Origin of the sequence: Scytonema millei VB511283 (genome assembly GCF_000817735.3) — a bacterium.
Classification (GTDB): Bacteria; Cyanobacteriota; Cyanobacteriia; order Cyanobacteriales; family Chroococcidiopsidaceae; genus Chroococcidiopsis; species Chroococcidiopsis millei_B.
Genome location: NZ_JTJC03000005.1, coordinates 159,140 through 184,094 on the forward strand (window position 1 = coordinate 159,140; position 24,955 = coordinate 184,094).

Genomic DNA, 24,955 nt, shown 5'->3' on the forward strand with positions numbered 1-24,955 from the left:
TATCAAACAGCGATCGCCAATGGTTATAGCAGCGACAATATTACAGGTGTGGCTCAACTGTTCGTGTGATTAGTTGAGCCAAATTGTTATGTTTTAATCTCGCGGCAACAATTGCCGCAATTCTTGTGGTAGAAAGCGATCGCAGAAATGCTCGATCGCTCTGCTATGGCGTTGGTATAAAACACCCAAGTATATAATCGATATTCCCAAAACAGTGAGTGCAAAAGGAAATAGTAAGGCATCTTTAAACACTGTATAAGCGAGATGACCTAAATACCCAAAAACACCCATAGCGCCAAAAACCATAAAAACTTTGCGTTTCAATAACACCGATAGTAAAATTAATCCCAGATTAATTAAACAATAAATAAATTTTTGCCACTCATTGCTATTGCCCATCAAAGTCATACCAAACCAGAAGGCAAGTAAGCCAAATAGATACAGCCAAAAGGCAAAATCTCCATCTCGTCTGCGCGTGCGAAGATCGATTAAATAGGCGACAACAATACATGCAATTCCAAACCATAGAGAAACCAAAAGTCTTTGTTCCCAAGTAAAATCATTTTTACCAAATAGCAATGGCGTTAAATCCATTGACATGAAATATAGTGAAAAAGCAATAGGCGCAGTCAAAAATGGAAATCTAACAAACTTGAGTGCAATTAAACCTGCAATAACAGTTCCCAATTCCATCAAAAACCAACTGCCTTTAATCCAAACATAGTAATTTCGATATACACCTGGATCGCCTTGAATCCAAAATCCCATCCATCTTTGCAGTCCATAAATTGCTAGAGGAGTCATGCAAACTGCGATCGCAAATAGCAATCCCCCAGGAATTTTCATATTTTGGTGAAAGTACAAAGTTTTGCCCGCCATAACGAAGCAAAATGTATAAATACTAGCTAATAGAAACATTCCACCGCCACCAAATGATTCCCATGCTAAATTCATAAACCAACTCATGGCAGAGATGACAACCAAAGCCCCAAAATAGAAAGCTACGTTGGCAAAATTAAATTGGGGGCGATCGCCGCTCCGGTGAGATAATGCTTGCCATAGCGCGTCTGCTTGCGCCTCAGTAATTAAGCCTTGGGAAGCTGCCCAAGACAAATCTTCTTTGTAAATTTTCATACTCGAAACCATAGGAGCATTTAACTCCATCATGAAAGTCAGTTTCGAGAAAATGTACGGTTATTGTGCCACTATCGAAGGTGCTTATTTTTACATTTAAATTTGCGCGGTACGTTTTTTAACGCTTAATTTTGTAGGGTACGTTAAATAACACACCCTACCAGCTTAACCCTGGAAATAATGGCACTTCTTCCCTGTGATATTTCGCTAAATAATCTTTAAAAGACGTGCCACCAGTTCCGACTTCTACATCTGTATCTAATGCCTTTGATAAAGCATCTAAAACCCGTTCCATGTCAATAATCATCTGATGGAAAGCAAGTTCGCAGATTTGATGTATGGAAATAAACAAATCTTCATCTTTTGAAGCAGTTAGAGTTTTTTTACAGCTAATTAGCGCCTCAATGTTGTGATAATTCCAATAATGATTTTTGCTGACATCCAAATTAGGATCGAGGGGAGGTAGAGGTTGATAAGATTCAGACATAGTAGTACAAACGTTACACTTAACGCCTATACATTATATTGACAAGAATTGCGATCGCACGATAGGAATTGTGGGGCGATCGCCAAATCCTCCATTTGGAGGTCAACAAATGTTGACTTATAGTAGTAATCTGAAAAATATAGACTGTTAGTATTACGGTCATAGCCAAAGTGGTCATACCCAAAGTTAACTGAATGCTGCTTTGAGAGGTTAATAGTATGGATAGATTGCAGCAACTGCTTCGGAACTCATTCATTCGCCTAGAAGGATTACTGTATCAAATATTTGGATTTTTTCGCAAAATCTGGGGTTTCTTTTATCAACGCTTACTTATTTTGCTACAAGTGCTAGGATTCTCAAACTCTAGTTATTTTGTTGAATCCGATCGCCAAAATAATATAGAATCGGCAGAAGATCGGCAAATAACTGAAGTCAAATCAGAAAAAATCGAACCCAGCTTCACGCCTAATAGTCGTCGTCCCGATCCGCAGATGGAATATTACCGCAAACTGGCTGGGCAAGTAAATCCGACGAAAAAATAGGAGTTAGGGGTTAGTGAAAGGAAAAGGGGGACAAGGGGGATAAGGGAACAATTCTAGTCACCAGCCACCAGTCACTAGTCACTGATAACTGATAACTGACAACTGATAACTGAAAAATGCCAGAAGTCCGATTCGATAAGTACTATCGCTATGCAGACTTGACCGAGATTGTAGGCGCATACGCCCGAGAATTTCCGCACCTGGTACGCCTGCAAAGCATTGGTAAAAGCTACGAAGGCAGAGACATTTGGCTGTTGACAGTTACCAATTTCGCGACGGGTGACGATCCAGATAAGCCTGCTTTGTGGGTAGATGGTAATATCCATGCCACCGAACTTGCGCCTTCAAGTGCCTGCCTGTATTTACTGCAAGCGTTGGTGACTGGCTACGGCACTCAACCTGATATTACCCGTTGCTTGGACACTCGCGTATTTTATATCTGTCCCCGCGTCAATCCTGATGGCGCTGAGTTGGCGTTAGCAGATCGACCAAAGTTTATCCGTTCTAGCACTCGTCCTTATCCTCACCAGGGAGAACGAGACGAAGGATTAGTCATGACAGATATGGACGGAGATGGTCGAATTCTACAAATGAGAATACCAGATCCGAATGGTGCTTGGAAAGTTTGCCCAACTGAACCGCGTTTATTAATTCCACGGGAACCAATAGAAACAGGCGGACAATATTACCGCATCCTCCCAGAGGGAGAAATTGAAAACTACAACGGCATCCAGATTGACATTCCACCACCGAAAGAAGGACTCGACTTAAACCGCAATTTTCCGAGTGGATGGCGACAAGAACAAGAGCAAATGGGAGCTGGACCCTATCCTGCCTCAGAAGCAGAAGTGCGATCGCTAGTTGATTTTATTACCAGTCATCCTAATATTACAGGGGCGATCGCCTTTCATACTTTTAGTGGTGTTATCCTGCGCCCGTACAGCCATCAGAGCGATGACGAGTTACCCACCAAAGATTTGCGCGTTTACCAACGCATCGGCAATCAAGCCACCGAACTAACTCAATACCCTGCTGTCTCGGTCTTTCACGAATTTCGCTACGATCCCAAAGACTTTATTACAGGTGCATTTGACGATTGGGCTTACGAACACCAAGGAGTATTTGCCTGGACGGTAGAAATTTGGAGTCCGCAGCGTCAAGCCGGAATTAAAGAGTATAAACTTATCGACTGGTATAGAGAACACCCTTTTGAAGATGACTTAACCATGCTGCGTTGGAGCGATGAAGTTCTGGGTGGTAAAGGTTATGTCGATTGGTATCCCTTCAACCATCCCCAACTCGGTGAAGTCGAACTAGGAGGCTGGGATGCAATGTATGCCTGGTCAAATCCTCCCCCCCAGTTTTTGGAAAAAGAGCTGGCGCGTTTTCCCGAGTGGTTGGTATGGCACTTGTTAATCTCACCTCAGTTGGAAATCTATGAGGCGAGTATCAGTCACTTAGGCGGTTCTAACTACCGCATCCGCTTTGCCGTTCAAAATACAGGTTGGCTACCTACCTACGTTACGGAAAGAGCAATGGATAAAAAACTGGTACGGGGTTGTCTATGTGAAATCGAGCTACCAGAAGGGGCAAAATTGGTAACAGGTAAATTGCGAGAAGATGTAGGACAACTCGAAGGACGCGCCTACCAACCTTCTGCACCCCTGAGAAGACAAGCCGATTCTACAAGCGATCGCGCTTTGGTTGAATGGGTAGTATACGCGCCTGACGATGGCACAGTATTCAAATTAACTGCTCGTCACGATCGCGCCGGAGTCGTCCGTACTCAGTTAACAGTTGACAGTTAACAGTTATCAGTGACCAGTTAATTCTGACTTACGACTTACGACTTACAACTTACGACTTACCGATAACTCTCCCATATTCTGTTCTTAAAGTCATGACGGTATGCTCCGATTATTCCTATCTTGCAGCGTAGGATTACAGCTCTAGAGGATAAAAAATATGGGGTTAAAATTTCCGTTCAGTTTCAGTCTGGCTTCACTCAAACGTTTTATCCCAATTGTTATTGTTACTTTCGGATTAACTTTTATATTTCACTTCTTTGCTGCAACTCCAGCTGTTAACAAACCTCATCCCAAAATCGTCCTGATTTCCCTAGATGGCGCGACACCACCGTTGCTCGATCGCTACTTTGCAACTGGTGTATTAGATAAACATAAGGGATTGGGACTGTTGCAAAGTCAAGGACTTGTTGCCAAACAAAATCAAACTATCACCCCGTCTCTAACTGCGCCAGCCCATATTGCGATCGGGACTGGTTCTACAGCTGCTCGTAACAATATTAATGCTAATAGCTTTCACCTCGTCGCCAGTCCTTTCAAACAAAATATCAGCGGTTTTGCGGCTCCAATTGGCGGCTACTCGGTAGGAATTGATGGACCCTTAGATGACCATACCCAAACTGCTGAATCTCTCTGGATTGCGCTGCGGAACAACGGTAAGAAAGTCGTTGCGGCTACCTTTCCCGGTGCAGATGGACTCGATATCAAAATTCCTGGTTTAACAGACAGCCCAATTGTCCAATCAGCTAGCGATCGCACGGTAGATTACACTGTACCGTATGGTGCGTTTGGCGGCGTAGGAGCTAGGGGCTTTAGCTTCACAGCAGCAGATTTTAGCGACGCTGCTAGCGAAATTATTCAGCAACTCACAACCGCAGGTAAAACATCTTTTAGTCCCGTGAAAGTCACGACTCTCGAAACCATTCCTGCAAGCGGTTCGGGTAGCTTGACTGGTGGCGGCGGTCCCTACAACCTGCAAGTAGCGGCGATCGATACGAGCAACGATAAAGCGGTTAACTACGATACTTTAATTATTTTTGATGCCGATCGCGGTATCCAACCTAGAGCATCTCAACCCCCTGCTACTGGTTCCGCGTACCTCAAGGCTAGCGATCGCACCTCCAGTTTATTTTACTTTGAAGGCAGTACAAATAAAGTTGGTACGAGTTTCTATGTAACTCAACTCACCCCCGACCTTTCCCAGGTGCGGTTAGCGCGTTATTCTGCTAACTATATTCCTCGCAATCCAGCAGTTTTGGCGGATGTGGACGATGCAAACGATCGTGTTGGGTTCTGGGTTCCTCAGCCTGACTTCCGCATCCCCGAACGAATCAGTCCAGGCTTTGATGATTTTCCCGATTTAGAACTAGAAGCCATTTATCAAGATCAAGTTCATACTTTTGTAGATTACCAGACGCGGATTGCTTTGCGGGCGATCGCCCAAAATCCCGATGCGGATCTTGTCTTGACATATATCGAACAACCTGATGGTTCGGGACACCAATTTCTGATTACCGATCCTCGCCAAGCTACTGATTTTCGCAATCCAAACTCGATTGGGAATAATCAAGACCGAGAAAAAATTGAGCGATATCAAAAGTATCTGCGATCGGCTTATCAAGAAGCAAATACAGCCGTGCAGCGAATTATTGAGGCTGTTGGAACAAATAAGCGCGGTAGACCGAATAGTAATGTTATCGTAGTTTCCGACCACGGTTTTGCCCCGTTCCACACCGCAGTTAGCCTCAACAACTACCTCAGCAGCTTGGGCTTTGATAATACAAAAGTACGAGCAATTACCTCGGGTCCAGCGGTCAACATTTACATCAATTTGCAGGGACGAGAACCGGATGGCACTGTGAGTCAAGCAGAATATGTCACGCTGCAACAACAGTTGGTTGATGCGCTATCCAAATTTACCGATACTAATCCAAACTATACTGCGGGGAACGGATCTGTAGCGATCTTCGATAAGATTTACGCTCGTCCCATACCTAGCGATCCGAGCGATCGCAACTTTGGCTTAGATACAAGTGAGTTTATCGGTCAAGACAGTGGAGATGTTTTTGCAATTATGCAGCTGGGGTACAATTTTGACGGCACTCAAACCCCAGCAGTACAACGTTTGGGCGATCCGACTTCAGAGACTCCATTGCTATCAGTCCCCAACTTCTACGGCGTTCATGGCTACGATCCAGAATTACCAGAGATGAGCGCAATTTTTTATGCTGCTGGATCGGATATTGGTGCTGGGACAATTCAGCGAGTGCGTAATATCGATATTGCCCCTACGATCCTGCGAATTTTGGGCGTGCAACCAGCGCCTACTGTGGAAGGCAATCCGGTCAATCTAGGTCGGGCGTAAGACTTGCGCCGCCAATCCCAACCCCCGCCAAATTGGGGCATTTATTTCCCCCTTTTGAAGGGGGGTTAGGGGGGATCTTACGCTTAACCAAAAAGTATTGGGTTAGGGGGGATCTCTCTTGTCGCAGTCAAACAATAAATAACCTTCGTTAAAAATTGCGATCGCTCCAGACCCGCCAAAACATTAAGAATATCTTAAGAATAAAAATAAATTCCAGAAATATGCTGCTATGCTTATTCGCTAATTATTCAGCAGTAGATCGTTCTACAACTCAATCCTAGACAGAATTCTGTCAATGTGAATCCAAAAACTAACTGAATTACGACCTAACAGAGGAAAGTCAATGCCAGATAGCGTTTCTCTAGTGGATGGCATATTTATCGGTTACATATTTGCCAATTGCATATTTCTCGATCGCTCACAGCTAATTTACTTATATTCGCAAAATTCACTCAAGTTCCGAAATTTATAAGTAAGTGTGATGTATCGATTTACCTAAGTGCGATCGCAACTTTGACGACAGTTAACCACAGTTTAGATCGCTAAAATTCTGAATGTTTTTGCCGTTTACTTAATCCATGAGGAGTTTTTATGTCTAGACGTATGTGCTGGTTATCTCAAGCCCAACAGGGAGAAAAAATCTTACACTTACAACTCTCGCCCGACGAGCCTTGGAAGCCATATACTGCTTTTCGCCAATTCGCCGTACCAGACTATCCGATTCCAGGTGGTTCTAAAGGTTGGGCAACCTACCAAAAGTTATTAAAAGCAGGTTGGACTTTGGTGCATAGCTCCCGCGCTCAAGAATTTACCGTTAAGGATGCCAGCATCGTCAACAACTCATAACTCCTAAAAGGATTTTGTCAGAGGAGTTAGGAGTCATTCTATACTCCTGTCTCCTTCTAAAAACACTACACGTTAAACCGAAACAGCATCACGTCCCCTTCCTTGACGATGTATTCTTTTCCTTCACTACGGACTAAGCCTTTCTCTTTAGCGCCATTCATCGAGCCATTGGCTACTAAGTCGTCGTAAGCCACCGTTTCAGCGCGAATAAAACCTCGCTCAAAATCAGAGTGAATGACTCCAGCAGCTTGCGGTGCTACCATTCCGGCGGTAATTGTCCAAGCGCGAGTTTCTTTTGGACCCGTAGTAAAGTAGGTACGCAAACCGAGTAATTCGTAGGTAGCGCGAATTAAAGATTTTAACCCGCCTTCTTCTACCCCTAATGTGGCAAGAAATTCGGCTCGTTCTTCTTCTGGGATTTCGACTAATTCCGATTCTACTTGTGCTGAAACTATAACCACCTGTGCTTTATCAGAGGCTGCAAACTGCCTGACTTGTTCCACCCATTGGTTTCCAGTTGACAGATCGTCCTCCGATACGTTTGCGGCATAAATAACTGGTTTAGCTGTGAGCAATCCCAACCCTTTAATTAAGACAGCTTCTTCATCAGTTAGACTGACTTGACGGGCTGGTCTACCTAGATTGATAGCTTCTGTCAATTTATCTAACACAGTCAATTCAAGCTGAGCTTCTTTGCTGGTTCGAGCTAGCTTGCGGGCGCGATCGCTTCTGCGTTCGATTTGGGCTAAATCTGCTAAACCCAGTTCTAAATTAATCACCTCAATATCTCGTACCGGATCGACAGAACCAGCGACGTGAATGATATCGTCATTCTCAAAACAACGCACGACATGAACGATCGCATCAACTTCGCGGATGTGGGAAAGAAATTGATTGCCTAGTCCTTCTCCCTGACTTGCACCTTTGACCAAACCCGCAATATCGACAAACTCAACCCGCGTAGGCACGATTTGCGCGGAGTTAGAAATTTCGGCAAGCACCTTTAGTCGTTCATCTGGTACGGCAACCACGCCCACATTTGGTTCAATCGTACAAAAAGGAAAATTAGCCGCCTCCGCTTTGGCATTGGCAACTAAAGCATTAAACAATGTAGATTTGCCGACATTAGGCAGTCCGACAATTCCGGCTCTGAGCATGGCTGTGTAACGATCGCTAATTCCTTTGTCAGGATAACAAAATCTCAGAGGAATATATGAAACCGAATTTCACAAAATTCACGGAGGTTTTTACTACAGCTGAATCCTATCCTGAAAAAACTATCTAGGTTAATGTAGGTCAATGTTTGTGTTTCAGAATCGGACTTCTACTTTATTTATTGCTGCTAGCTTATACTTCTCAGTTATTGGTGCGATCGCTACAGTCGCCAGAGCCGATATCCGCGATTTTACGCTACACAATGAAACCAGTGTCAATATTCAGGAACTACATATATCTAACTCTGGTGCTGATAAGTGGGGGGCAAATCTTCTAGATAAAGATGTCCTGCTTCCAGATGAAGCGGCTGACATAGTTTTTGAAGACGACTCCGCCTCATGCCTTTACGACATCCGAGCTATGACTAATGATGGTGAAATAGACAAGCGCCAAGTTAATCTTTGCGAAACTGTAGATTTCTCGATCGCAGAATAGCATTTGCTGCCTACACCGGTTCGGGAATTGGTTGCGGAATTGGTGCGGGTACGGGTTGGGGGATTGGTGCGGGTACTGGTTCCGGTACTGGCGATGGAATTGGCTGCGGTGCTGGACTCGGTACTGGTTCTGGTGCTGGTGAGGGCGTTGGTTCTGGAGTCGGTAGGGGACTCGGTGTCGGATCGGGAATTTGTGGATCGGGAATATAAATCATAGGTAGATGAGATTAAATGCATTACTCATCTAAGCTAAAAAGCGATCGCCACTTCTGACATCTCCCGAAATGCCTACACTTAGATACTGAAAAAACTAGGCAACTTGCTTAGATGGCATTCACATAAATTGCCTAGTTATTCATCTTCCCTCAGACATTATTTAGATCTCCATTTGTGGAAAATCAGAAAGATTATTCTCTATAAGTCGTGCTACCTACAGTTCGATCGGGGTCGCGATATGCTGTAGGTTCTTTTCTCTTTCTTCCAGCTAGACCGAGTAATCCAGCTAGACCGAGTAAGCCAAGCCAACCCCAGTTACTATCATCATTGCGATCGTCTACGTCATCGTCAACAACTGTAGGTTGAGTCGTTGTTGTTCCAGCGTCTGGGGTGGTAGTGGTTTGTGCAGATACAGGTAGTGCTGTCAAGCTGAAGGCGAGAACTCCAGCACCAATTATTTTAGAAAGAGCAGCAATTTTCATGGTTAAGTTTTCTGGTTGAATTGTTATGCTGCCTACTAATCTATTCAGTAGCAATCTAAACTAAATCGCTCTTAAGCCAGAAAACTCATTTGTTGGTAGATCTAGCTAGAGAAATAGAAAAAATACTTCTCTTAACCAAATTTAACTTTTGGCTTGTAGTTAAATTAACTTCTTATTAGTAGTTTTTCATCGCCCTTTGTATCTCTCTTTGGTCTTGACGACGCTTTAAATCTTCCCGCTTGTCATGGAGTTTTTTCCCTTTAGCAAGTCCAATACTAATTTTGACTAAGCCGCGTTTGAGATACAGTTTTAGCGGCACTAATGTCAAGCCCTGTTGTTCTACCTTACCAATCAGCTTGCGAATTTCCTGCCGATGCAGTAGGAGTTTACGAGTGCGGCGAGGGTCGTGATTAAAATATTGACTGCTGCTAGTATAGGGTGAGATATGAACGTTAATTAGCCATGCCTCTCCGTTACGAATAAGAGCATAGCCATCTTGCAGGTTGACTTTACCTGCACGGATTGACTTGACTTCTGTACCCATGAGTTGCAGTCCTGCCTCATAGGTTTCGAGGATATCGTACAAAAAGCGGGCTTTGCGATTGTCGCTCAATACCTTATAACCGTCGTTGTCGCTCATTGAAGTTTTCTTGCAGTATTCTCGTGCTGCTCTAAAGTACTAAAGTAAGGGGAAAATAGATTATCGACTATTTGCTAAAAGATTTACATCTACCTTGCTAAAAGTTAAGGTATGCTGGCTATTGCGAACTTATCACGTTTCTCGCTATCTTGCCATGCTAAATCGCTAGATTATTTTAGGGACTTTAACCCGTCAGACATACTTCTAAAATCCCTGCCTCCTATCTCCTACTGTGGCGATCGCGATGACAATTTTCTATCAAGAGTTGGAATTACTTGCATGGATATGTTTCGGTAGGATAAATAAATCCTCGGTTAATACTGTCAAAGTAGAGCCAGAAACTGCAAAATCTTTACTCAGCGTAGTAACTCCATATTATTCATGCCTCTGACTATTCTTGTTGTTGATGACGATCCTGGGACTCGTCTGGCTATCAGTGATTATCTTGAGATGGCTGGTTACTCAGTCATTACGGCTGCTGATGGGCAACAAGGCTTGGATATGGTCGAGACTTATCGCCCTCATTTGATGGTGACAGATATTGTGATGCCCCGCATGAATGGATATCAGTTGGTACGAAGTGTCAGACAACACCCTTCATTTCGACTGCTGCCAGTCATTTTCTTAACAGAACGTAACAAAACTGAAGAACGAATTCAAGGCTATCAGTCAGGAGCAGATCTTTACCTACCTAAACCGTTTGAGTTACAAGAACTAGGAGCGGCAATTCGCAATTTGTTGGAGCGATCGCAAATGATCCAATCAGAGTATCGCCTATCCCAGGAAGAAGGCTTGCGTCCCCAGACAACCGCAACGGCGATCGTCGAAAAACTTGATTTTCCCTTCCACCTCACCCAACGCGAGCAGGAGGTGTTAGTCATGTTAACTCACGGTCTTTCCAACGCTCAAATTGGCAGCCAGCTCCACCTTAGCCCCCGCACGGTAGAAAAATACGTCAGCAATCTCCTGCGCAAAACAGAAACCAACAACCGAGCCGAACTCGTCGGTTATGCGATGAAACATCGATTGGTTGAATAGTCATTTGTCATTTGTGAACGCCTAGTGTTTTAACTTACGACTTACGACTTACGACTTACGACTTCTTCTACTCACTGTCTGCAATTTCCTGTTTGACGCGATCGAGCAGTCCGTTACAAGCATCGAGAAGGAGGTCAATCACCTGGTTAAATCCCTCTGCACCACCGTAGTAGGGGTCAGGCACTTCTTTCATGGTATGCTCGGTGCAAAAGTCACAGATCAAATGCACTTTATCGCGGTATTTGCCACTGAAATCCAGTGCCAGAATGTCGTAGTAATTTTCTCGATCCATTGCCAAAATCAGATCGAATTCCGCCAAATCCGATTTTTGCAACTGGCGCGCTCGACCGCATAAGTGAATTCCCAGCCGATTAGCTGCTGCAAACGTCATGCGACGGTCTGGCGGACTGCCAACATGATAGCCACCCGTACCAGCAGAATCACAAACGACGCGATCGCTCAACTGATGGCGATCGATCGAATGGTTCATAATATTTTCCGCCGCTGGAGAACGGCAGATATTACCCAGGCAGACAAAAAGTAACTTGTAAACCATAACAAGGGAGTAGGGAGTAGGGAGTAGGGAGTAGGGAGTAGGGAGTAGGGAGGTCTAATGACAAATCCGAATTTACTTCTGTCTCCTGTCTCCTGTCTCCTGTCTCCTATTTTTTACATTCCTGGCAATTCCAAGCCACTAGTTAACTCTTCCATCCGTTCCCGCATGGTAGCAGTAGATTTGTTATAAGCATCTTTCATTGCTGCCAGTACGAGATCGGAGAGGACATCTGCACCTTCTTGCAATGCTTCTGGAGCCACTTCTACCCGTCGGGGTTCTTGGTTACCGCTGAGAGACACTTTGACCATACCTCCGCCAGCTTCGCCCTGGATCTCCATCATCTCCAATTCTTCTTGGAGCTTTTTCGCACCTTCTTGCACCTGCTGCGCTTTCTTGAAGGCATCTGCGAGTTCCTTCATTTTGCCCAGACCGAAGCCAAATCCTTTTCCTTGTCCTTGTGTCATAGCTAGTTGAGTCGATTTAATCGAAGTTCCATTAAATTATAGATGCGCCGAGAATCGATAAAGGGCAAAGGTAATTTGCATTCACAATTCGCAATTCGCAATTAATGTTGACAGTTGACAGTTAACTGTCAACTGTCAACTGTCAACCACCAAGATCCACTATCCATTTCTATACAGATTAAAATTCTCCAATTGTTTTCACTTCTGGTTCTAGCAGTAGCGACCAACGTTGTTCTACTTGATGCTGGACGTAACGAATTAGCTGCCAGATATCGTTAGCTTTTGCACCACCACAGTTGAGAATGAAGTTAGCATGGCGCTGTGCGACCTGGGCTGCACCAATTTGATAGCCCTTCAAGCCTGACTGCTCGATCAACCAACCAGCGGTGTAGGGTAGGGGGTTACGGAACACGCTACCACAGCTAGGTAAATGATAGGGCTGGGTACGCCGCCTTTGCTCTAGGTGTTCGGTGGTGGTTGCTAGCACTTGTTGTGGATCTGCGCCTGGTTGCAGCTGAAAGATAGCTTGAGTGACGAGACGCTGACTGCCTTGCAAAATTGAGGTGCGATAGCTGTAACTTAGTTGGTCTGGGGTGAGGGTTTCTAGCTGCCCAGAGGGAGATAAAACTTGGGCGCTGACTAAAATATCGGCAACGCAGCTTTTGTGCGCTCCTGCATTCATCACCACAGCACCGCCGACACTACCAGGAATTCCAACAGCCCACTCCAGCCCTTGCCAGCCTAATTCTGCTACTTGCCACGCTATACGAGGTAAAGGTTCCCCTGCGGCTACGGTCAATTGTCCTGTTCCCAGATCGAAGCGGCTGTAACGCAAATGACGAGTCCCAATGACCAAACCAGGCAGACCGCGATCGCTAACTAATAAATTAGAACCTGCTCCAATCAGCGTCACCGCTAGCCCTTCTGAGCGCGACCACTCCAAACTAGCTTGCAATTCTGCTAGATTTTGAGGTGCTACATACCATTGGGCTGGTCCTCCAACCCGAAAGGATGTGAGACTAGCCAGCGGGACTTGAGATTTAATCGCGCATTTTGTTCCAGGCAAGTATATTATCTGGCGATCGCCAGCAGTTTCTGGAATCGGAATTGGATTGGGGTGTTGGGAGGAGGTCATAATGGTGTTGCGAGCGGGAATGAGGTGTGGGATGGGGGGACAAGGAAAACAAGGGAGACAAGGGAGACAAGGGAGAAGTCGGAGTTCGGAAGTCGAAATTCGGAATTAATATAAACTCTCTGCTCTCTCTTCCCTGTTTCCTGCTCCCTGCTCCCTGCTCCCTGATGACTGTCAACCGTTAGCCTTGATTTTTTCAATTGCATTGGGAATAATTTGATTCAAGTTCCCTGCACCTAAAAATAAAGCCGTGTCTCCAGAGCGCAAATTCTCTACTAAAAACTCCTCGACAGCAGCAAGTGTAGGTAAATACGTGACTTGAGGATGATGGGTTGCAACTAGTGCTGCTAGTCTTTCGCCGTCAATCTGCCCTGAATTAGGTTCGCCGGCGCTATAGATATCCGTGAGAACGACGGCATCGGCATGACTAAAAGATTTGGCGAAGTCTGACAAAAAAGTCAGGGTACGGCTGTAGCGATGAGGCTGAAAGATCGCCACAACTCTAGTTTGGGGTTTAGCTTGCAACTTTGCAGCCGCCAAGGTTGCCTGAAGTTCGCTGGGATGGTGGGCGTAGTCGTCGATGAATTGGATGTCATTGACGACACCACGCAATTCAAATCTACGCCTAGCGCCTTCAAAGGTGGTTAGACTATCGGCGATCGCCGCAAATTCTACTCCCAGCAGCCGACCGACGGCGATCGCGGCTAAGGCATTACTGAGATTGTGTTGTCCTAGCAATGGCAAACGCAACTGCCCTAACTCTTTTCCTCGCTCCCATACCGTGGCGATCGTACCATCAGCACCGTAAATCACGTTGGATACCGTGTAGTCTGCTGCCAACTCTGGATTGAGGCTGTAGCTAATTGTCGGTTGCAGGCGATCGCGGACTGTTGGGCAATCTATGCAACCTACGACCTGCTGGCACTGTTGCGCAAAAGTTTGAAAAGTCTTGACTACCTGCTCTAGAGATTTGTAGTGGTCGGGGTGGTCGAGTTCGATGTTAGTGACTACGCCAATTTGACAAGCCAATTTGACTAAAGAGCCATCCGATTCATCCGCTTCTGCCACTAGATACTGACTGTTACCGAGCCTCGCGTTCCCCTCCCATGCTTTGACCTCTCCGCCAACGATAATGGTAGGGTCGAGACCAGCTTTGAGTAACATGTACCCGATCGCGCTGCTGGTGGTTGTTTTACCGTGAGTTCCGGCTACGGCAATGCTGTAACGCTCTTGAATCAGTGCTGCCAACAAATCGGAACGGTGAAAGATCGGACAACCTAAATCCAGCGCTGCTTGATACTCTAAGTTACCTGCATGAATTGCCGTCGAACAGATAACTTGTGGTAACTCGGCAATTTTGCTGTTGGCGATCGCTTGACTAGCTCGTCTTGATGACTTTACAAATACAGGCGCATTATTACCGCTCACTGCTAAAGCTTGGAAGCTGGCATCGGTCTGGGAGCGAAAAAACTCTAGATTGGATGCATCTTGGCAACTAAAAATATGCGTTCCTAAGGCTGCTAATTTCTCGGTGATATGGCTCTCGCGGATATCGGAGCCAGAAACAGGTAAACGACGCTTGGCTAAGATATAAGCAAGAGCTGACATTCCAATGCCACCAATACCGATGAAATGGAATGGTTTACCACTTAAATCAACATAATTAGTCATTTTTACTCCTCGCACCTCACCCCAGAGTCCAGTATACAAATGTCACGCGATATCATATCAGGAAATAAATTTTACGGATGGCTCGACTGTTTAAGTTTTTTATATCTGACATCAATTCGCTCTGTCCTCCCCAGGCGATCTTTATTTACAGGAATTTACGTACTTAGCTAATAGAGTTTAATTTTTATTTTGAGAAAGTATTTTTCTTGGCAAAGATTTTAGTTTTTTTCTGAAAAAAATGCACCCAAATGCTAAATGTCATCGGGTGCAGTATAACTAAGTACTGATTAAAGCGCGATCGCAAATGACAAGACCAAGTGGTGATGAAAAGAATACACTCTTCAAGACTCCCCTGCTACGCGGCTCCGATCGCGAGGTTCCCTACGCCCTTGTCCCCCTTGTCCCCCTTGTCTCCCTTGTCTCCCTTGTCTTCTTTTTCCCTTCCCTCACTCCTCACTCCTCACTCCTCGCTTCCTTAAAAGAAAGCTGGTTGATGGCGAATCAAGTTGAAAAACTCTTCGCGGGTTTTTTGCTCGTCTTGGAATACGCCGAGCATGGCACTCGTGACAGTCCAAGAACCAGGTTTTTGCACCCCACGCATCACCATACACATATGGGTTGCTTCCATGACTACTGCTACGCCTTGAGGTTCTAAAATTTCCTGTACCGCTTCAGCGATTTGGCGCGTCAGTCGTTCTTGTACTTGCAAACGGCGGGAGTACATTTCGACAATTCGAGCTAGCTTGCTCAGACCCACAACTTTTTGATTGGGAATATAGGCGAGGTGAGCTTTACCCATAAAGGGCAGCATATGATGCTCGCACAAGCTGAAGAAGTTGATATCGCGCACGAGTACCATCTCGTTGTGTCCTTCATCGAAAATGGCTCCGTTGACGAGTTCTTCTAAAGATTGACTGTATCCACTCGTGAGAAACCGCATGGCTTCCGCAACACGCTTAGGGGTTTTCAACAAACCTTCTCGCTCTGGATCTTCGCCTACACCGATTAAGAGGGCGCGGACAGCCTCCATCATCGATTCGTGGGCTTCTGCTTCAGTAGGAGTCTGTAAATTTGGTTTTTGACCGTTGTGGGTGTTGCGGTCTGGTCGGGATTGAATCGCCTCCACCAGATCGGAATTTAGAGGAGACGATTGAAAGCGATTGGTAGAACCATTAGAACCGTTAGAAGCAGCAATAGTCATGGTGTATGTCTCAGATAAAGTTTAACAATGGTTATTGGTCATTAGTCATTGGTCATTGGTCATTGGTAAGAGGCGAGAACATTATGTGGAGTTTCTTACTTACGACTTAATTCAGTAGCATTCATTTACAAATGACGAATGATGAATGAGGAATGACTTATAGAGCGCCACCACCAGGCATGAGAGTTAATTCAGCGATCGCGGCTGGTGCTGGTAGTAAAGCTGTATGTACGATCGACTGTGCGACAATTTCTGGTGTCAGCATGGCATTACGGTCAAAGTTATGCTGAACTGTTTCGCTGTCCCAAAGTTCTGTATTCACAGCACCAGGACAGATGGTGGTGACGCGAATACCGCGAGCGCTTTCCTCTGCTGCTAGGGTCTTGGATAAGGCAATCAAACCAGCTTTGCTGACGGAATAAGCTCCCCAGTTGGGGAAAGGAGTTTGTCCGGCGATGGAAGCAACGTTAATAATTGTACCGGAGCCGCGCTGGTGCATTGTGGGTAATACTGCCAAGATGCAGCCAAACACGCTGGTTAGGTTTAAATCTATCACTTTTTGCCAGTCAGACAGAGGCGTAGCACTCAAAGCGCCCGTGTAGCCCATACCCGCACTATTGACCAAAATATCTATAGCTCCACAATCGGCAGCGATCGCAGCCATCTTCTCCGGCACGACATGAACTTGGGCAAGATCCACGGCATAAGTTTTTGCTTCTACGCCTGTCTGCCTTGCTGCACTTGCAACTGCCTCTAACTTGTCTAGCGAACGACCAACTAGAGCTAAGTTTACTCCCGTCTTTGCAAAGGCGAGGGCTGTTGCTTTACCGATTCCACTACTCGCACCTGTAATCAGGGCGCGTTTTCCCGTTGTCAATGTCATAAACTCCAACTTAATCGCACCACAAATTGCATGGCTGTTTTACTCATGTCAATCTCTGACCCCCGACTGATGCAATGACCTCAAGATTCAATTTATACTCTCGATCTATACCTTCTTGTCTCAAACGATTGAGCAGATTATTAATTCTTTATTCGTATTGGCTATAGCCATTCAATCGCGGATTTAATATATAAATCTCATAAAGGAGTTGGATATAATCTAGAGATTGCCGATCGATAGGCGATCGCCAACCATAAGTGTAGACATTGCTGCTACCTGTTTTCTACGTTGCTTTGCCTTGCTCAGCACGAGACAAAAATGAGAGGCTGTAAAAAATCTTTACACCCCTTGTTGATTATACCACCATCTTTTCCGTCTTCATCTTCTGACAAAACTTAGGACTCAAATTCGGTAAAAACACCAATCTGACGGAATTTTTGATACCGTAGTTGACGGCGCTGTTGGCTAGTAAGCTGAGTTAATTCTTCTAAATGTTGTAGCAAAGCTTGCTTGAGAGCGATCGCGGCTTTGAGAGGGTCGGAGTGAGCGCCGCCAATTGGCTCTGGTAAGATTTGGTCAACAATACCTAAATTTTGTAAATCGATTGCTGTCATTTTTAATGCCACAGCAGCTTGAGCGGCTTTACTTGCATCTCGCCAAACAATTGCAGCACAAGCCTCCGGGGTGATGACAGTATAAACTGCATGTTCAAACATGAGCAGGCGTTCGCCGACACCAATACCCAAAGCCCCACCAGAAAAAGCTTCACCGATCGCGGTACAAATAATCGGTACGTCTAAGCTAAACATTTCGCGTAAATTATAGGCGATCGCTTCCCCAATTCCTTGTTCTTCAGCTGCGACTGTGGGTAAAGCCCCTGGAGTATCGATAAAAGTTAAGATTGGCATTCCAAAGCGGTTGGCGTGTTCCATCAACCGCATTGCTTTGCGATAGCCACCCGGGGAAGCCATCCCAAAATTACGGGCAATATTATCTTTCGTATCGCGTCCTTTCTGATTGCCTAAGATGACGACTGGTCGCCCTGCAAGACGCGCTACGCCACCAACTATAGCAGAATCATCGCCGCCACGGCGATCGCCGTGTAACTCCATCCATTCGTCGCTAATAGCTTGAATGTAATCCAAGGTACTAGGACGACGGGGATGCCTTGCCAGTTGTAATTTTTGCGACGGAGATAAACTATTAAAAATCTCCTGGCGCAATTGGCGGGCGCGGGCTTCTAGTCGGCGAATCTCTTCCGACACGTCAACGCCATTTTCTGTTGCTAGCTCTCGAATTTGGTCGATGCGCGACTCCAAATCGACTAGTGGCTTTTCAAAATCTAACAGGAGAGTTTTGCGTTCGGTTGTTGCCATCTCGGAGTAAGTAGTGAGTAGCGAGGGGTGAGGAGTGGTGAGTCAGTTGTCAGTTATCAGTTATCGGTGACCAGTTAATTTTGACTTCTGACTTCTGTTTTCTGACTCCTCAGTTTTGACTTTTGACTTTTAACTTTTAACTTTTGACTTACTCTTGAATCCTTTAAACTGGTAAATTCTCAAACAGTAGAGGGCGAAAGCCATGTTTGCGAGACATTTGACCAATTTGATCCATCTTGGTCACAGTAATTTGGTTGCGTCCCCAAGAAAAGTTAGTGTAGACTTTTTCAAATTCCAGCAACATTGATTCGGCAAAGCAGGCAAACAACTGACGGGCTGGTACATCCATGAAGTTAACAATCTTCATAATCTTCCAGTCGATATCCAAAGAATGCTCGACAATGCCACCGTTGAGGATGTAAACTCCTGGGTGCTGAATTTTCGTTGCCAAATTTTTAGGATAACCACCATCAATCATCAAACACGGTTGTTTTAACATCTGGGTATCGATTTCAATTCCCTTGGGCATACTTGCCACCCAGACGACGATATCTGCTTGTGGTAGGGCAGTTTCCAAATCTAAGATTTTACCCCGCCCTAACTCTGCCTGTAATGTTTGTAGGCGCTCTTGATTGCGGGCAATGAGTAATAAATCTGCTACGTCGGTACGAGCATTTAACCAGCGACAAACTGCACTACCAATGTCACCGCTAGCGCCGCAAACGGCAACAGTAGCTCGATTGAGGTCAATTCCCAACTGCCTTGCTGCTTGCTCCACCTGCTGACAGATAATGTACGCAGTATGAGTGTTCCCCGTAGTGAACTGCTCGAATTTCAGTTGCACGTTACGGACTTGTTTGATCTGCTGCAAGTTAAAGTTTTCAAAAATAATCGAAGAAAAGCCGCCCAAAGCTGTAATGTCAATCCCATGCTTTTGAGCGTGCGCCATTGCGTTGATGATTTTTCGCGTTGCGGCTTTAATCCGTCGCGTGGCAAGCATTTCTGGCAGAAAGCAAGATTCGACATACTTGCCCTCGATTTGCTGTCCAGTGACGCTAGTAACTTTGATATCATCGACTATCTGTGGTGGTGCGCTGCACCAAAAATCAAGTCCTTGATCGGCATATTCGGGGTAGCCCAATTCTTTTGCTACCGATTGTGCGTGTTCCAGACTGTTTAAGTGACCGATTAGACCAAACATGTATTACGGATGTCAAACTGGTAGCTCTGACAAAGCAGAGCGGGTGGATGAGAATTTTTGTATCTTTAATCTTAAAAATACTACATAAAGGGAGCAGGGAGCAGGGAGTAGGGAGTAGGGAACAAGCAATTCTCGCTACTAGCGACTTCCTACTCTAGTCCCTAACCCCTATGTCAAACAGCTTGTAGTCCGTAGGCGGATAGACGCATGATGTCACGGTTGGAGAAGCCAATATTGGCAAGAGTTTCAACGTATTGGATCATGAAGTCTTCCACCAAAGCATCTTTTTCCATGCCTAAAACCCGAGCATCATCCTCGACTTTATTCAGCATTTGCCAGACAATCGGGAGATTTTGGCGATTGGCTGCTTCTAGTTCGGCTTTGGACTGTTCAAAGTTGTCTTTCAGCCAAACTTCGCCGAAATTGAGGTGAGTATACTCGTCTTTGACAACGCCCTCAGTAATTTTACGAGCGAAGTCATCGGCACAGGGGATGTAGATGTTGTAAGCCGCGATCGCAAAACACTCAATAATCAGCGATTGAATTAGCAAGCACGTTACGACTTGTCCTGCGGCTGCTGCTTGTTGAAAGTTTTGATGCAGCCCAGAAAAGAACTCCCGAGCAAATTGCATATCTGGTGTAACTTGGAGATTGCGCCCGCAGGCTTCAAACCCTTTTTTGTGGCGGTTCTCCATTTTGGATAGGCGAATCAGCTCGTCCTTGAATTCCGGTAGCATTTCAGCCAAACGAATATAGTTTTCGTAGGCTTCTTGTTCCCCTTCGATCACGATCGCGTTAATGCGACTGTATGCGTCCTTGTAGGTTTCGCTGTGGAAATCGATTTCGGAGGTGGCAGCAACTTGCTGCATAGTCGTTCACTCCTATTGGCGTAAATCAGATTTGTCGATTGCGGTTGACTCTTTAGCTCTATGCATCAGCGTCAACAATAATTAAAATTAAACCTAACAAATCCCAAGGGGATCTGTTATCTATTGCAGCAAAATAGAGTTCATTTGGGAGAATATCACCTCTAGGTATAAAAGCATAGAGGAAAACGGACAATTCATACTTCAGAAAGATGTGAATGCTAAACATAGGAATCTCTCCATACCATCCTTTAGCCTTGTCGTGCTGGTACTAGGAGCGGTAATTGTCTTGCTCCCACTAGGAATTGTCTTCCTCACATCCTTTGCACCGCCTGGGTCAACACCTGAGTTGTTACCGCGATCGGGATGGACTTTAATAAACTACCAACAAGCATGGCAGCGAGCTAATTTCTTGCTAGCGTTTGCTAATTCCACGCTGGTAGCTCTAGCCGTGACTGGAATTCAAATCGCGACCTCAGCTTTAGCGGGTTATGCCTTGGCAAGATTGAAGTTTCGAGGACAACAAGCATTACTACTAATTATTTTGGCAACTTTAGTCATTCCATTTCAGCTATTAGTTATTCCTATCTTTCTCGTCCTCAAATGGGGACATTTAATTAATACCTACGGAGCATTAATTCTACCTACAGCTGTAAATGGTTTTGGAATTTTCTTACTCAGGCAGTATTTTCAAACTATTCCTATAGAGTTAGAAGAAGCAGCAGCGATCGATGGGGCGAACCGCTTGCAAATCTTATGGCGGGTGATGTTGCCTTTATCTCGTCCGGCTTTGGTAACATTATTTTTGTTTACATTTATCGGTGAATGGAACGATTTATTTAAACCGCTTGTCTTCACCACGCGCCCAGAATTACGGACAGTTCAATTAGCACTAGCTGAGTTTCAAGAACAATTTACTAATAACTGGTCTTTACTGATGGCAGCAGTCGCGATCGCTACCTTGCCAGTCATATTAATATTTCTGATTGGACAGAAACAATTTATTCAGGGAATCGCTTCGACAGGAATCAAAAATTAATCTAGAGACGTTACAAGTAACGTCTCTATAAAAAATTACTCTTCGCTAATTTGTAAGCGGATCGTGCGTTCGTTATCTCCACCTAAACTGACTTCCATCACTTCACCACCGAGAGGTTCGAGACAACTCAAAAGCGATCGCAAGTGGGGAGTACTCGCCCCCGTGTCTACATACAAGCGATCGGCTAAACTACCGATCCGCTTCCAAGTACCGTAAAGTTTAGCTATGGTTTGTTCTAACTGCGATGCCTGATTTACCAAGTCAGCCGCGACGTTAATACAGCCTACTCGAATTGCTTCCTGAATCGCCCGTTCTAAGTCTACATCGTCATTATTTAGGGCTTGGACGGTCGTAGCAGCATTAATATATTTGGACAAGTACTTTGCTTCCGTCGTCACTTCTTTAATCGTATCTATGTCAGGATTTGCTGCAATTTCCCGCTGTAACTCTTTTTGGTGAGACTCCGGTAGTTTCTCCATTTCTTTCACCAGAGGCGCAAGATAGCGGGGTGGAAGCGCGTTTTCTGAAGCTTTCACTTTAACTGGTTCGGGGAGGAGTTCGGACGACATCGCCATCCACTCATCCGATAGCTGACGCACTTCACGACGGGTAATGCGATCGCCTCGTTTCGCTGCATCGGTAACTAATTGTTGAATTTCCGGTTCCGCCTTTGCAGTTTCGATAAACGCTCGTTTACTAAAGCATCTCACGGCATTGGGGTCTAAATCCCCTTGTTCTACTAGCGTATCGGCACTGTTAGCTAACTCGATTAAGGAGTATGCTTGACTTTTACTAATTTCCCGCGCTTTCAGCCAATTGAGAAAGCCGCTACCACGGGCATCTCCTTGTTTTTTCTCGCGATCGCGCACCGCCCTTAAAATTCTGCCCCGCCAGATTTCTGTCTGTAGATCGAAGCGATCGCAAACTAGCCATGCATTATCTAGCTGCTGCTGAAAATCATGTTCCGAAATTTCTTCGTCTTCAGGATCGGGCAGTTCAAAATTGAGATCGATTGACTCTGCTAGGACAGCAGCTAGGTCGTCAGTAGAAGCGGAGGATTGCAACATGAGAAGGCGAACGATCTGGTCACAGACCGTTTATTATTGCACGACCAGCCGAGCATGAATAGCTCGTACTTTTCCCCTTTCCTGCCATCTGCGTCGCGCTAACTGTTGAAAGGCAAATCGGGGCAACGAAACCAGTTTCGATCTACCCACTCAGCTTTAAACTTGCCTCTCGTCAACTTTTCTACCAAATTCGGAGTGTGGGGACCTGGCAAAATATTAACCCCCATTCTACTTTTTGCCTTATAAGCAGGTATAATCGAAAACATTATTAATATAGTAGCGATCGCTACTTGTTGTTTCTTGAGCATAGAATTTGACAATATCTATTACTTTATTAAGTTAAGTATACAGTTAAATCAATTTTTTTAAGTATAAATAGTAACTACCGTATAAGTTTTTCACTTAGGTAGTCGGCAATATCCATAGGAGGAAACACCTATAGAGACGATGAAGCCTCGCATAGAGTTCCTTCAATTGGACTCTATCTAATTCCAGAAAAATAGCTATGTTGCCTATAAGCACTGCAATATCTAAGAAAGCGACGAAGAGACACTGCTTTGCTTCTTTTTGCTCAACAGAAAAAACTTACCTACCCTTTGCGCCTACTTTGCGAGAACGCTGCGCGTATGCGTCTATGGGTGACATTATCCTCTTCACACGAACTCTACCAACTAGGCGATGTGCCTAGAGCTGAGATTAGAGAGAATCAAAACCAGGAATTTAGAAAATTGCGATCGCAGCTACTTAACCTACATTAGTAAGCGATCGCTCTAAAACATCGAGCCGAAAAATAGTATGCTTCGATCTGGTAGTTGCCAGCGTCACCTAGACTAAAGGCAGCACGTTCACTTGACTGTCATAGGAGGATAGGCTATTGACCGATCGTAACAACCCATCCTCGACCCTGCAAAACTTCTCGCGTAAAGAATTACGCAACCTCGTACGCACTCAACTGCTAGCCCTACTGGAACAGGGAGACTTACAGGGAGCTAAAGCCATTTTGGTTCCGGTACAGCCTGCTGATATTGCCGAAGCCATTGAAGGCTTACCCGAACCAATGCAAGTACTTGCCTTTCGCTTGCTTTCTAAAGGCGAGGCGATCGAAGTTTACGAATATCTCGACCATAGCGTACAAGAAGCACTCGTTCAAGAATTCAAGCGCCAAGATGTGATCGATATTGTGGATAAAATGTCGCCAGACGATCGCGCCCGCTTATTCGACGAACTACCCGCTAAAATTGTCAATCGCTTGCTAGAACAACTCAGCCCTTCCGAACGGCAAGCCACCGCCCTGTTATTAGGATACGAAACGGGAACAGCAGGGCGGATCATGACCCCAGAGTTAATCTCTCTGAAAGAGGGAATGACCGTCACGCAAGCCCTGGAACGCATTCGCTATTTAGCTAAAAATACAGAAACTATTTACTACCTTTATGTCACCGATGCAGCGAGAAGGCTGACGGGAACCTTATCTTTACGTGATTTAGTCACTGCCGATCCGCAAGAAACGATTGGCGAAATTATGACCCGCGATGCTATCTGCGTGCATACAGATACCGATCAAGAAGAAGTCGCTAGATTAATTCAGCGTTACGACTTTCTCGCCGTTCCAGTCGTCGATCGCGAACAGCGACTTGTAGGCATCGTTACTGTAGATGACGTAATTGATATTATTCAGCAGGAAACTACCGAGGATATCTACGCTTTAGGTGGAGGCGTGCAATCTGGGGGCGATGGTTATTTTCAGAGTAATTTATTCTCCGTTGCCCGCAAGCGAGTTGTTTGGTTATTCGTCTTACTCATTACAAATACCGTTACAGGCACAATTATTAAAGCTGAAGAAGAGATTTTACAAAAAGTTGTCACCCTAGCGGCGTTTATTCCCTTACTCACTGGTACTGGTGGTAACGTAGGGGCGCAGTCTTCAACTGTCGTCATTCGCGGGATGAATACCGATGAAATTAGGGCGTTAGGACCAGCACAAGTCATTATTAGAGAGGCACTAGCTGGATTGTTACTCGGTTCCATGTTGGGAACGGTCGCCACGATTTGGGCTTTTTTCTTACAGGGAAACTTATCGGTAGCGATCGCCGTAGGAGCCAGTCTTGTAGCAATTTCTGTTTTGGCTTCTGTTTCCGGTTCTGCACTACCATTTTTATTTCGCTTACTAGGCTTAGATCCGGCTTTGATGTCAGCGCCGTTTATTACAACCGCAGTTGACGTACTGGGAGTTTTAATTTATTTCAACTTGGCAAGAGTCATTTTACGGGTCTAAAATTCCCAGTTTCTAATCCC

General features: G+C 45.2%; 25 protein-coding genes. 10 read left to right on the top strand and 15 right to left on the bottom strand.

The features are described from left to right. Window positions 1–93 precede the first annotated feature (93 nt). Together QH73_RS18265 and QH73_RS18270 are read right to left on the bottom strand one after the other, a co-directional pair. Complete coding sequence (locus tag QH73_RS18265) at window positions 94–1,134, bottom strand: DUF2157 domain-containing protein (protein ID WP_039716005.1); 1,041 nt, start codon at window positions 1,132–1,134, stop codon at window positions 94–96. Between the two features lie 157 nt (window positions 1,135–1,291). Then, on the bottom strand, window positions 1,292–1,621 hold the full coding sequence (locus QH73_RS18270) for a tryptophan 2,3-dioxygenase (RefSeq protein ID WP_039716004.1): 330 nt from the start codon (window positions 1,619–1,621) through the stop codon (window positions 1,292–1,294). Window positions 1,622–1,839: 218 nt separating this feature from the next. On the opposite strand from QH73_RS18270, the gene QH73_RS18275 reads away from it, so the two are divergent. The 5 genes from QH73_RS18275 to QH73_RS18290 all read left to right on the top strand — a co-directional run bounded on the left by QH73_RS18275 (window position 1,840) and on the right by QH73_RS18290 (window position 7,179). Next, on the top strand, window positions 1,840–2,163 hold the full coding sequence (locus QH73_RS18275; RefSeq protein ID WP_039716003.1) for a hypothetical protein: 324 nt from the start codon (window positions 1,840–1,842) through the stop codon (window positions 2,161–2,163). A gap of 116 nt (window positions 2,164–2,279) precedes the next feature. Then, on the top strand, window positions 2,280–3,971 hold the full coding sequence (locus QH73_RS18280; RefSeq protein WP_039716002.1) for a M14 family metallopeptidase: 1,692 nt from the start codon (window positions 2,280–2,282) through the stop codon (window positions 3,969–3,971). A gap of 157 nt (window positions 3,972–4,128) precedes the next feature. Further along, window positions 4,129–6,333 carry an alkaline phosphatase family protein gene (locus QH73_RS18285; RefSeq protein WP_039716001.1) on the top strand — a complete coding sequence of 735 codons (2,205 nt, stop codon included), beginning with the start codon at window positions 4,129–4,131 and terminating at the stop codon, window positions 6,331–6,333. Window positions 6,334–6,676: 343 nt separating this feature from the next. Continuing rightward, window positions 6,677–6,805 (top strand): hypothetical protein, encoded by a 129-nt coding sequence (locus QH73_RS28885; RefSeq protein WP_286194130.1) that lies wholly within the window; start codon window positions 6,677–6,679, stop codon window positions 6,803–6,805. A 119-nt stretch (window positions 6,806–6,924) separates the two neighbouring features. Further along, window positions 6,925–7,179: a hypothetical protein gene (locus QH73_RS18290; RefSeq protein ID WP_039716000.1), complete on the top strand. Its 255-nt coding sequence runs from the start codon at window positions 6,925–6,927 to the stop codon at window positions 7,177–7,179. Between the two features lie 65 nt (window positions 7,180–7,244). Here the strand turns inward: QH73_RS18290 and ychF are convergent, their stop codons facing one another. Continuing rightward, window positions 7,245–8,336 carry a redox-regulated ATPase YchF gene (ychF, locus tag QH73_RS18295; protein ID WP_039715999.1) on the bottom strand — a complete coding sequence of 364 codons (1,092 nt, stop codon included), beginning with the start codon at window positions 8,334–8,336 and terminating at the stop codon, window positions 7,245–7,247. Window positions 8,337–8,478: 142 nt separating this feature from the next. Between ychF and QH73_RS18300 the strand changes: the two genes are divergently transcribed. Both QH73_RS18300 and QH73_RS29210 read left to right on the top strand, forming a co-directional pair. Continuing rightward, window positions 8,479–8,829 (top strand): hypothetical protein, encoded by a 351-nt coding sequence (locus tag QH73_RS18300; protein WP_039715998.1) that lies wholly within the window; start codon window positions 8,479–8,481, stop codon window positions 8,827–8,829. Continuing rightward, window positions 8,796–9,038 carry a hypothetical protein gene (locus tag QH73_RS29210; RefSeq protein WP_201278215.1) on the top strand — a complete coding sequence of 81 codons (243 nt, stop codon included), beginning with the start codon at window positions 8,796–8,798 and terminating at the stop codon, window positions 9,036–9,038. The genes QH73_RS18300 and QH73_RS29210 overlap by 34 nt, the downstream gene beginning before the upstream one ends. 197 nt (window positions 9,039–9,235) lie before the next feature. On the opposite strand, the gene QH73_RS18310 is transcribed toward QH73_RS29210, so the two are convergent. Together QH73_RS18310 and smpB are read right to left on the bottom strand one after the other, a co-directional pair. Next, window positions 9,236–9,526, bottom strand: a complete 291-nt coding sequence (locus tag QH73_RS18310) for a WGxxGxxG family protein (protein WP_039715996.1) — start codon at window positions 9,524–9,526, stop codon at window positions 9,236–9,238. A gap of 175 nt (window positions 9,527–9,701) precedes the next feature. Then, entirely contained in the window at window positions 9,702–10,166 is a 465-nt protein-coding gene (gene smpB, locus QH73_RS18315) for an SsrA-binding protein SmpB (RefSeq protein WP_039715995.1), read from the bottom strand. 381 nt (window positions 10,167–10,547) lie between these two features. Between smpB and QH73_RS18320 the strand changes: the two genes are divergently transcribed. Beyond that, window positions 10,548–11,204 carry a response regulator transcription factor gene (locus QH73_RS18320; protein ID WP_015153616.1) on the top strand — a complete coding sequence of 219 codons (657 nt, stop codon included), beginning with the start codon at window positions 10,548–10,550 and terminating at the stop codon, window positions 11,202–11,204. A gap of 67 nt (window positions 11,205–11,271) precedes the next feature. On the opposite strand, the gene QH73_RS18325 is transcribed toward QH73_RS18320, so the two are convergent. The 9 genes from QH73_RS18325 to QH73_RS18365 form a co-directional block, all read right to left on the bottom strand. Beyond that, window positions 11,272–11,760 (bottom strand): low molecular weight protein-tyrosine-phosphatase, encoded by a 489-nt coding sequence (locus QH73_RS18325; RefSeq protein WP_132867363.1) that lies wholly within the window; start codon window positions 11,758–11,760, stop codon window positions 11,272–11,274. Window positions 11,761–11,873: 113 nt separating this feature from the next. After that, window positions 11,874–12,224, bottom strand: coding sequence for a YbaB/EbfC family nucleoid-associated protein (locus tag QH73_RS18330; protein ID WP_015153618.1), 351 nt, complete (start codon window positions 12,222–12,224; stop codon window positions 11,874–11,876). A gap of 178 nt (window positions 12,225–12,402) precedes the next feature. Continuing rightward, the gene (gene murB / locus QH73_RS18335; RefSeq protein WP_052290095.1) at window positions 12,403–13,359 is read right to left on the bottom strand and encodes a UDP-N-acetylmuramate dehydrogenase; all 957 of its coding nucleotides are present in this window, start codon (window positions 13,357–13,359) and stop codon (window positions 12,403–12,405) included. A 171-nt stretch (window positions 13,360–13,530) separates the two neighbouring features. Further along, on the bottom strand, window positions 13,531–15,027 hold the full coding sequence (murC, locus tag QH73_RS18340) for a UDP-N-acetylmuramate--L-alanine ligase (RefSeq protein ID WP_039715993.1): 1,497 nt from the start codon (window positions 15,025–15,027) through the stop codon (window positions 13,531–13,533). A 475-nt stretch (window positions 15,028–15,502) separates the two neighbouring features. Further along, window positions 15,503–16,228, bottom strand: a complete 726-nt coding sequence (gene folE / locus QH73_RS18345) for a GTP cyclohydrolase I FolE (RefSeq protein WP_039715992.1) — start codon at window positions 16,226–16,228, stop codon at window positions 15,503–15,505. 157 nt (window positions 16,229–16,385) lie between these two features. Next, on the bottom strand, window positions 16,386–17,111 hold the full coding sequence (locus tag QH73_RS18350; protein ID WP_039715991.1) for an SDR family oxidoreductase: 726 nt from the start codon (window positions 17,109–17,111) through the stop codon (window positions 16,386–16,388). Between the two features lie 395 nt (window positions 17,112–17,506). Beyond that, complete coding sequence (locus QH73_RS18355; RefSeq protein WP_039715990.1) at window positions 17,507–18,487, bottom strand: acetyl-CoA carboxylase carboxyltransferase subunit alpha; 981 nt, start codon at window positions 18,485–18,487, stop codon at window positions 17,507–17,509. A 163-nt stretch (window positions 18,488–18,650) separates the two neighbouring features. Then, complete coding sequence (locus QH73_RS18360; protein ID WP_039715989.1) at window positions 18,651–19,688, bottom strand: long-chain acyl-[acyl-carrier-protein] reductase; 1,038 nt, start codon at window positions 19,686–19,688, stop codon at window positions 18,651–18,653. Window positions 19,689–19,861: 173 nt separating this feature from the next. Continuing rightward, a complete protein-coding gene (locus tag QH73_RS18365; RefSeq protein ID WP_039715988.1) occupies window positions 19,862–20,557 on the bottom strand; it encodes an aldehyde oxygenase (deformylating) in 696 nt (231 codons plus the stop codon). Between the two features lie 211 nt (window positions 20,558–20,768). Between QH73_RS18365 and QH73_RS18370 the strand changes: the two genes are divergently transcribed. Beyond that, window positions 20,769–21,593 carry a carbohydrate ABC transporter permease gene (locus tag QH73_RS18370; protein ID WP_052290094.1) on the top strand — a complete coding sequence of 275 codons (825 nt, stop codon included), beginning with the start codon at window positions 20,769–20,771 and terminating at the stop codon, window positions 21,591–21,593. Window positions 21,594–21,628: 35 nt separating this feature from the next. Here QH73_RS18370 and QH73_RS18375 read toward each other — a convergent pair whose 3' ends face one another. Continuing rightward, the gene (locus tag QH73_RS18375) at window positions 21,629–22,660 is read right to left on the bottom strand and encodes a hypothetical protein (RefSeq protein WP_374189045.1); all 1,032 of its coding nucleotides are present in this window, start codon (window positions 22,658–22,660) and stop codon (window positions 21,629–21,631) included. An 874-nt stretch (window positions 22,661–23,534) separates the two neighbouring features. Between QH73_RS18375 and mgtE the strand changes: the two genes are divergently transcribed. After that, window positions 23,535–24,935, top strand: coding sequence for a magnesium transporter (mgtE, locus tag QH73_RS18380; protein ID WP_039715986.1), 1,401 nt, complete (start codon window positions 23,535–23,537; stop codon window positions 24,933–24,935). The last annotated feature ends 20 nt before the right edge of the window (window positions 24,936–24,955 follow it).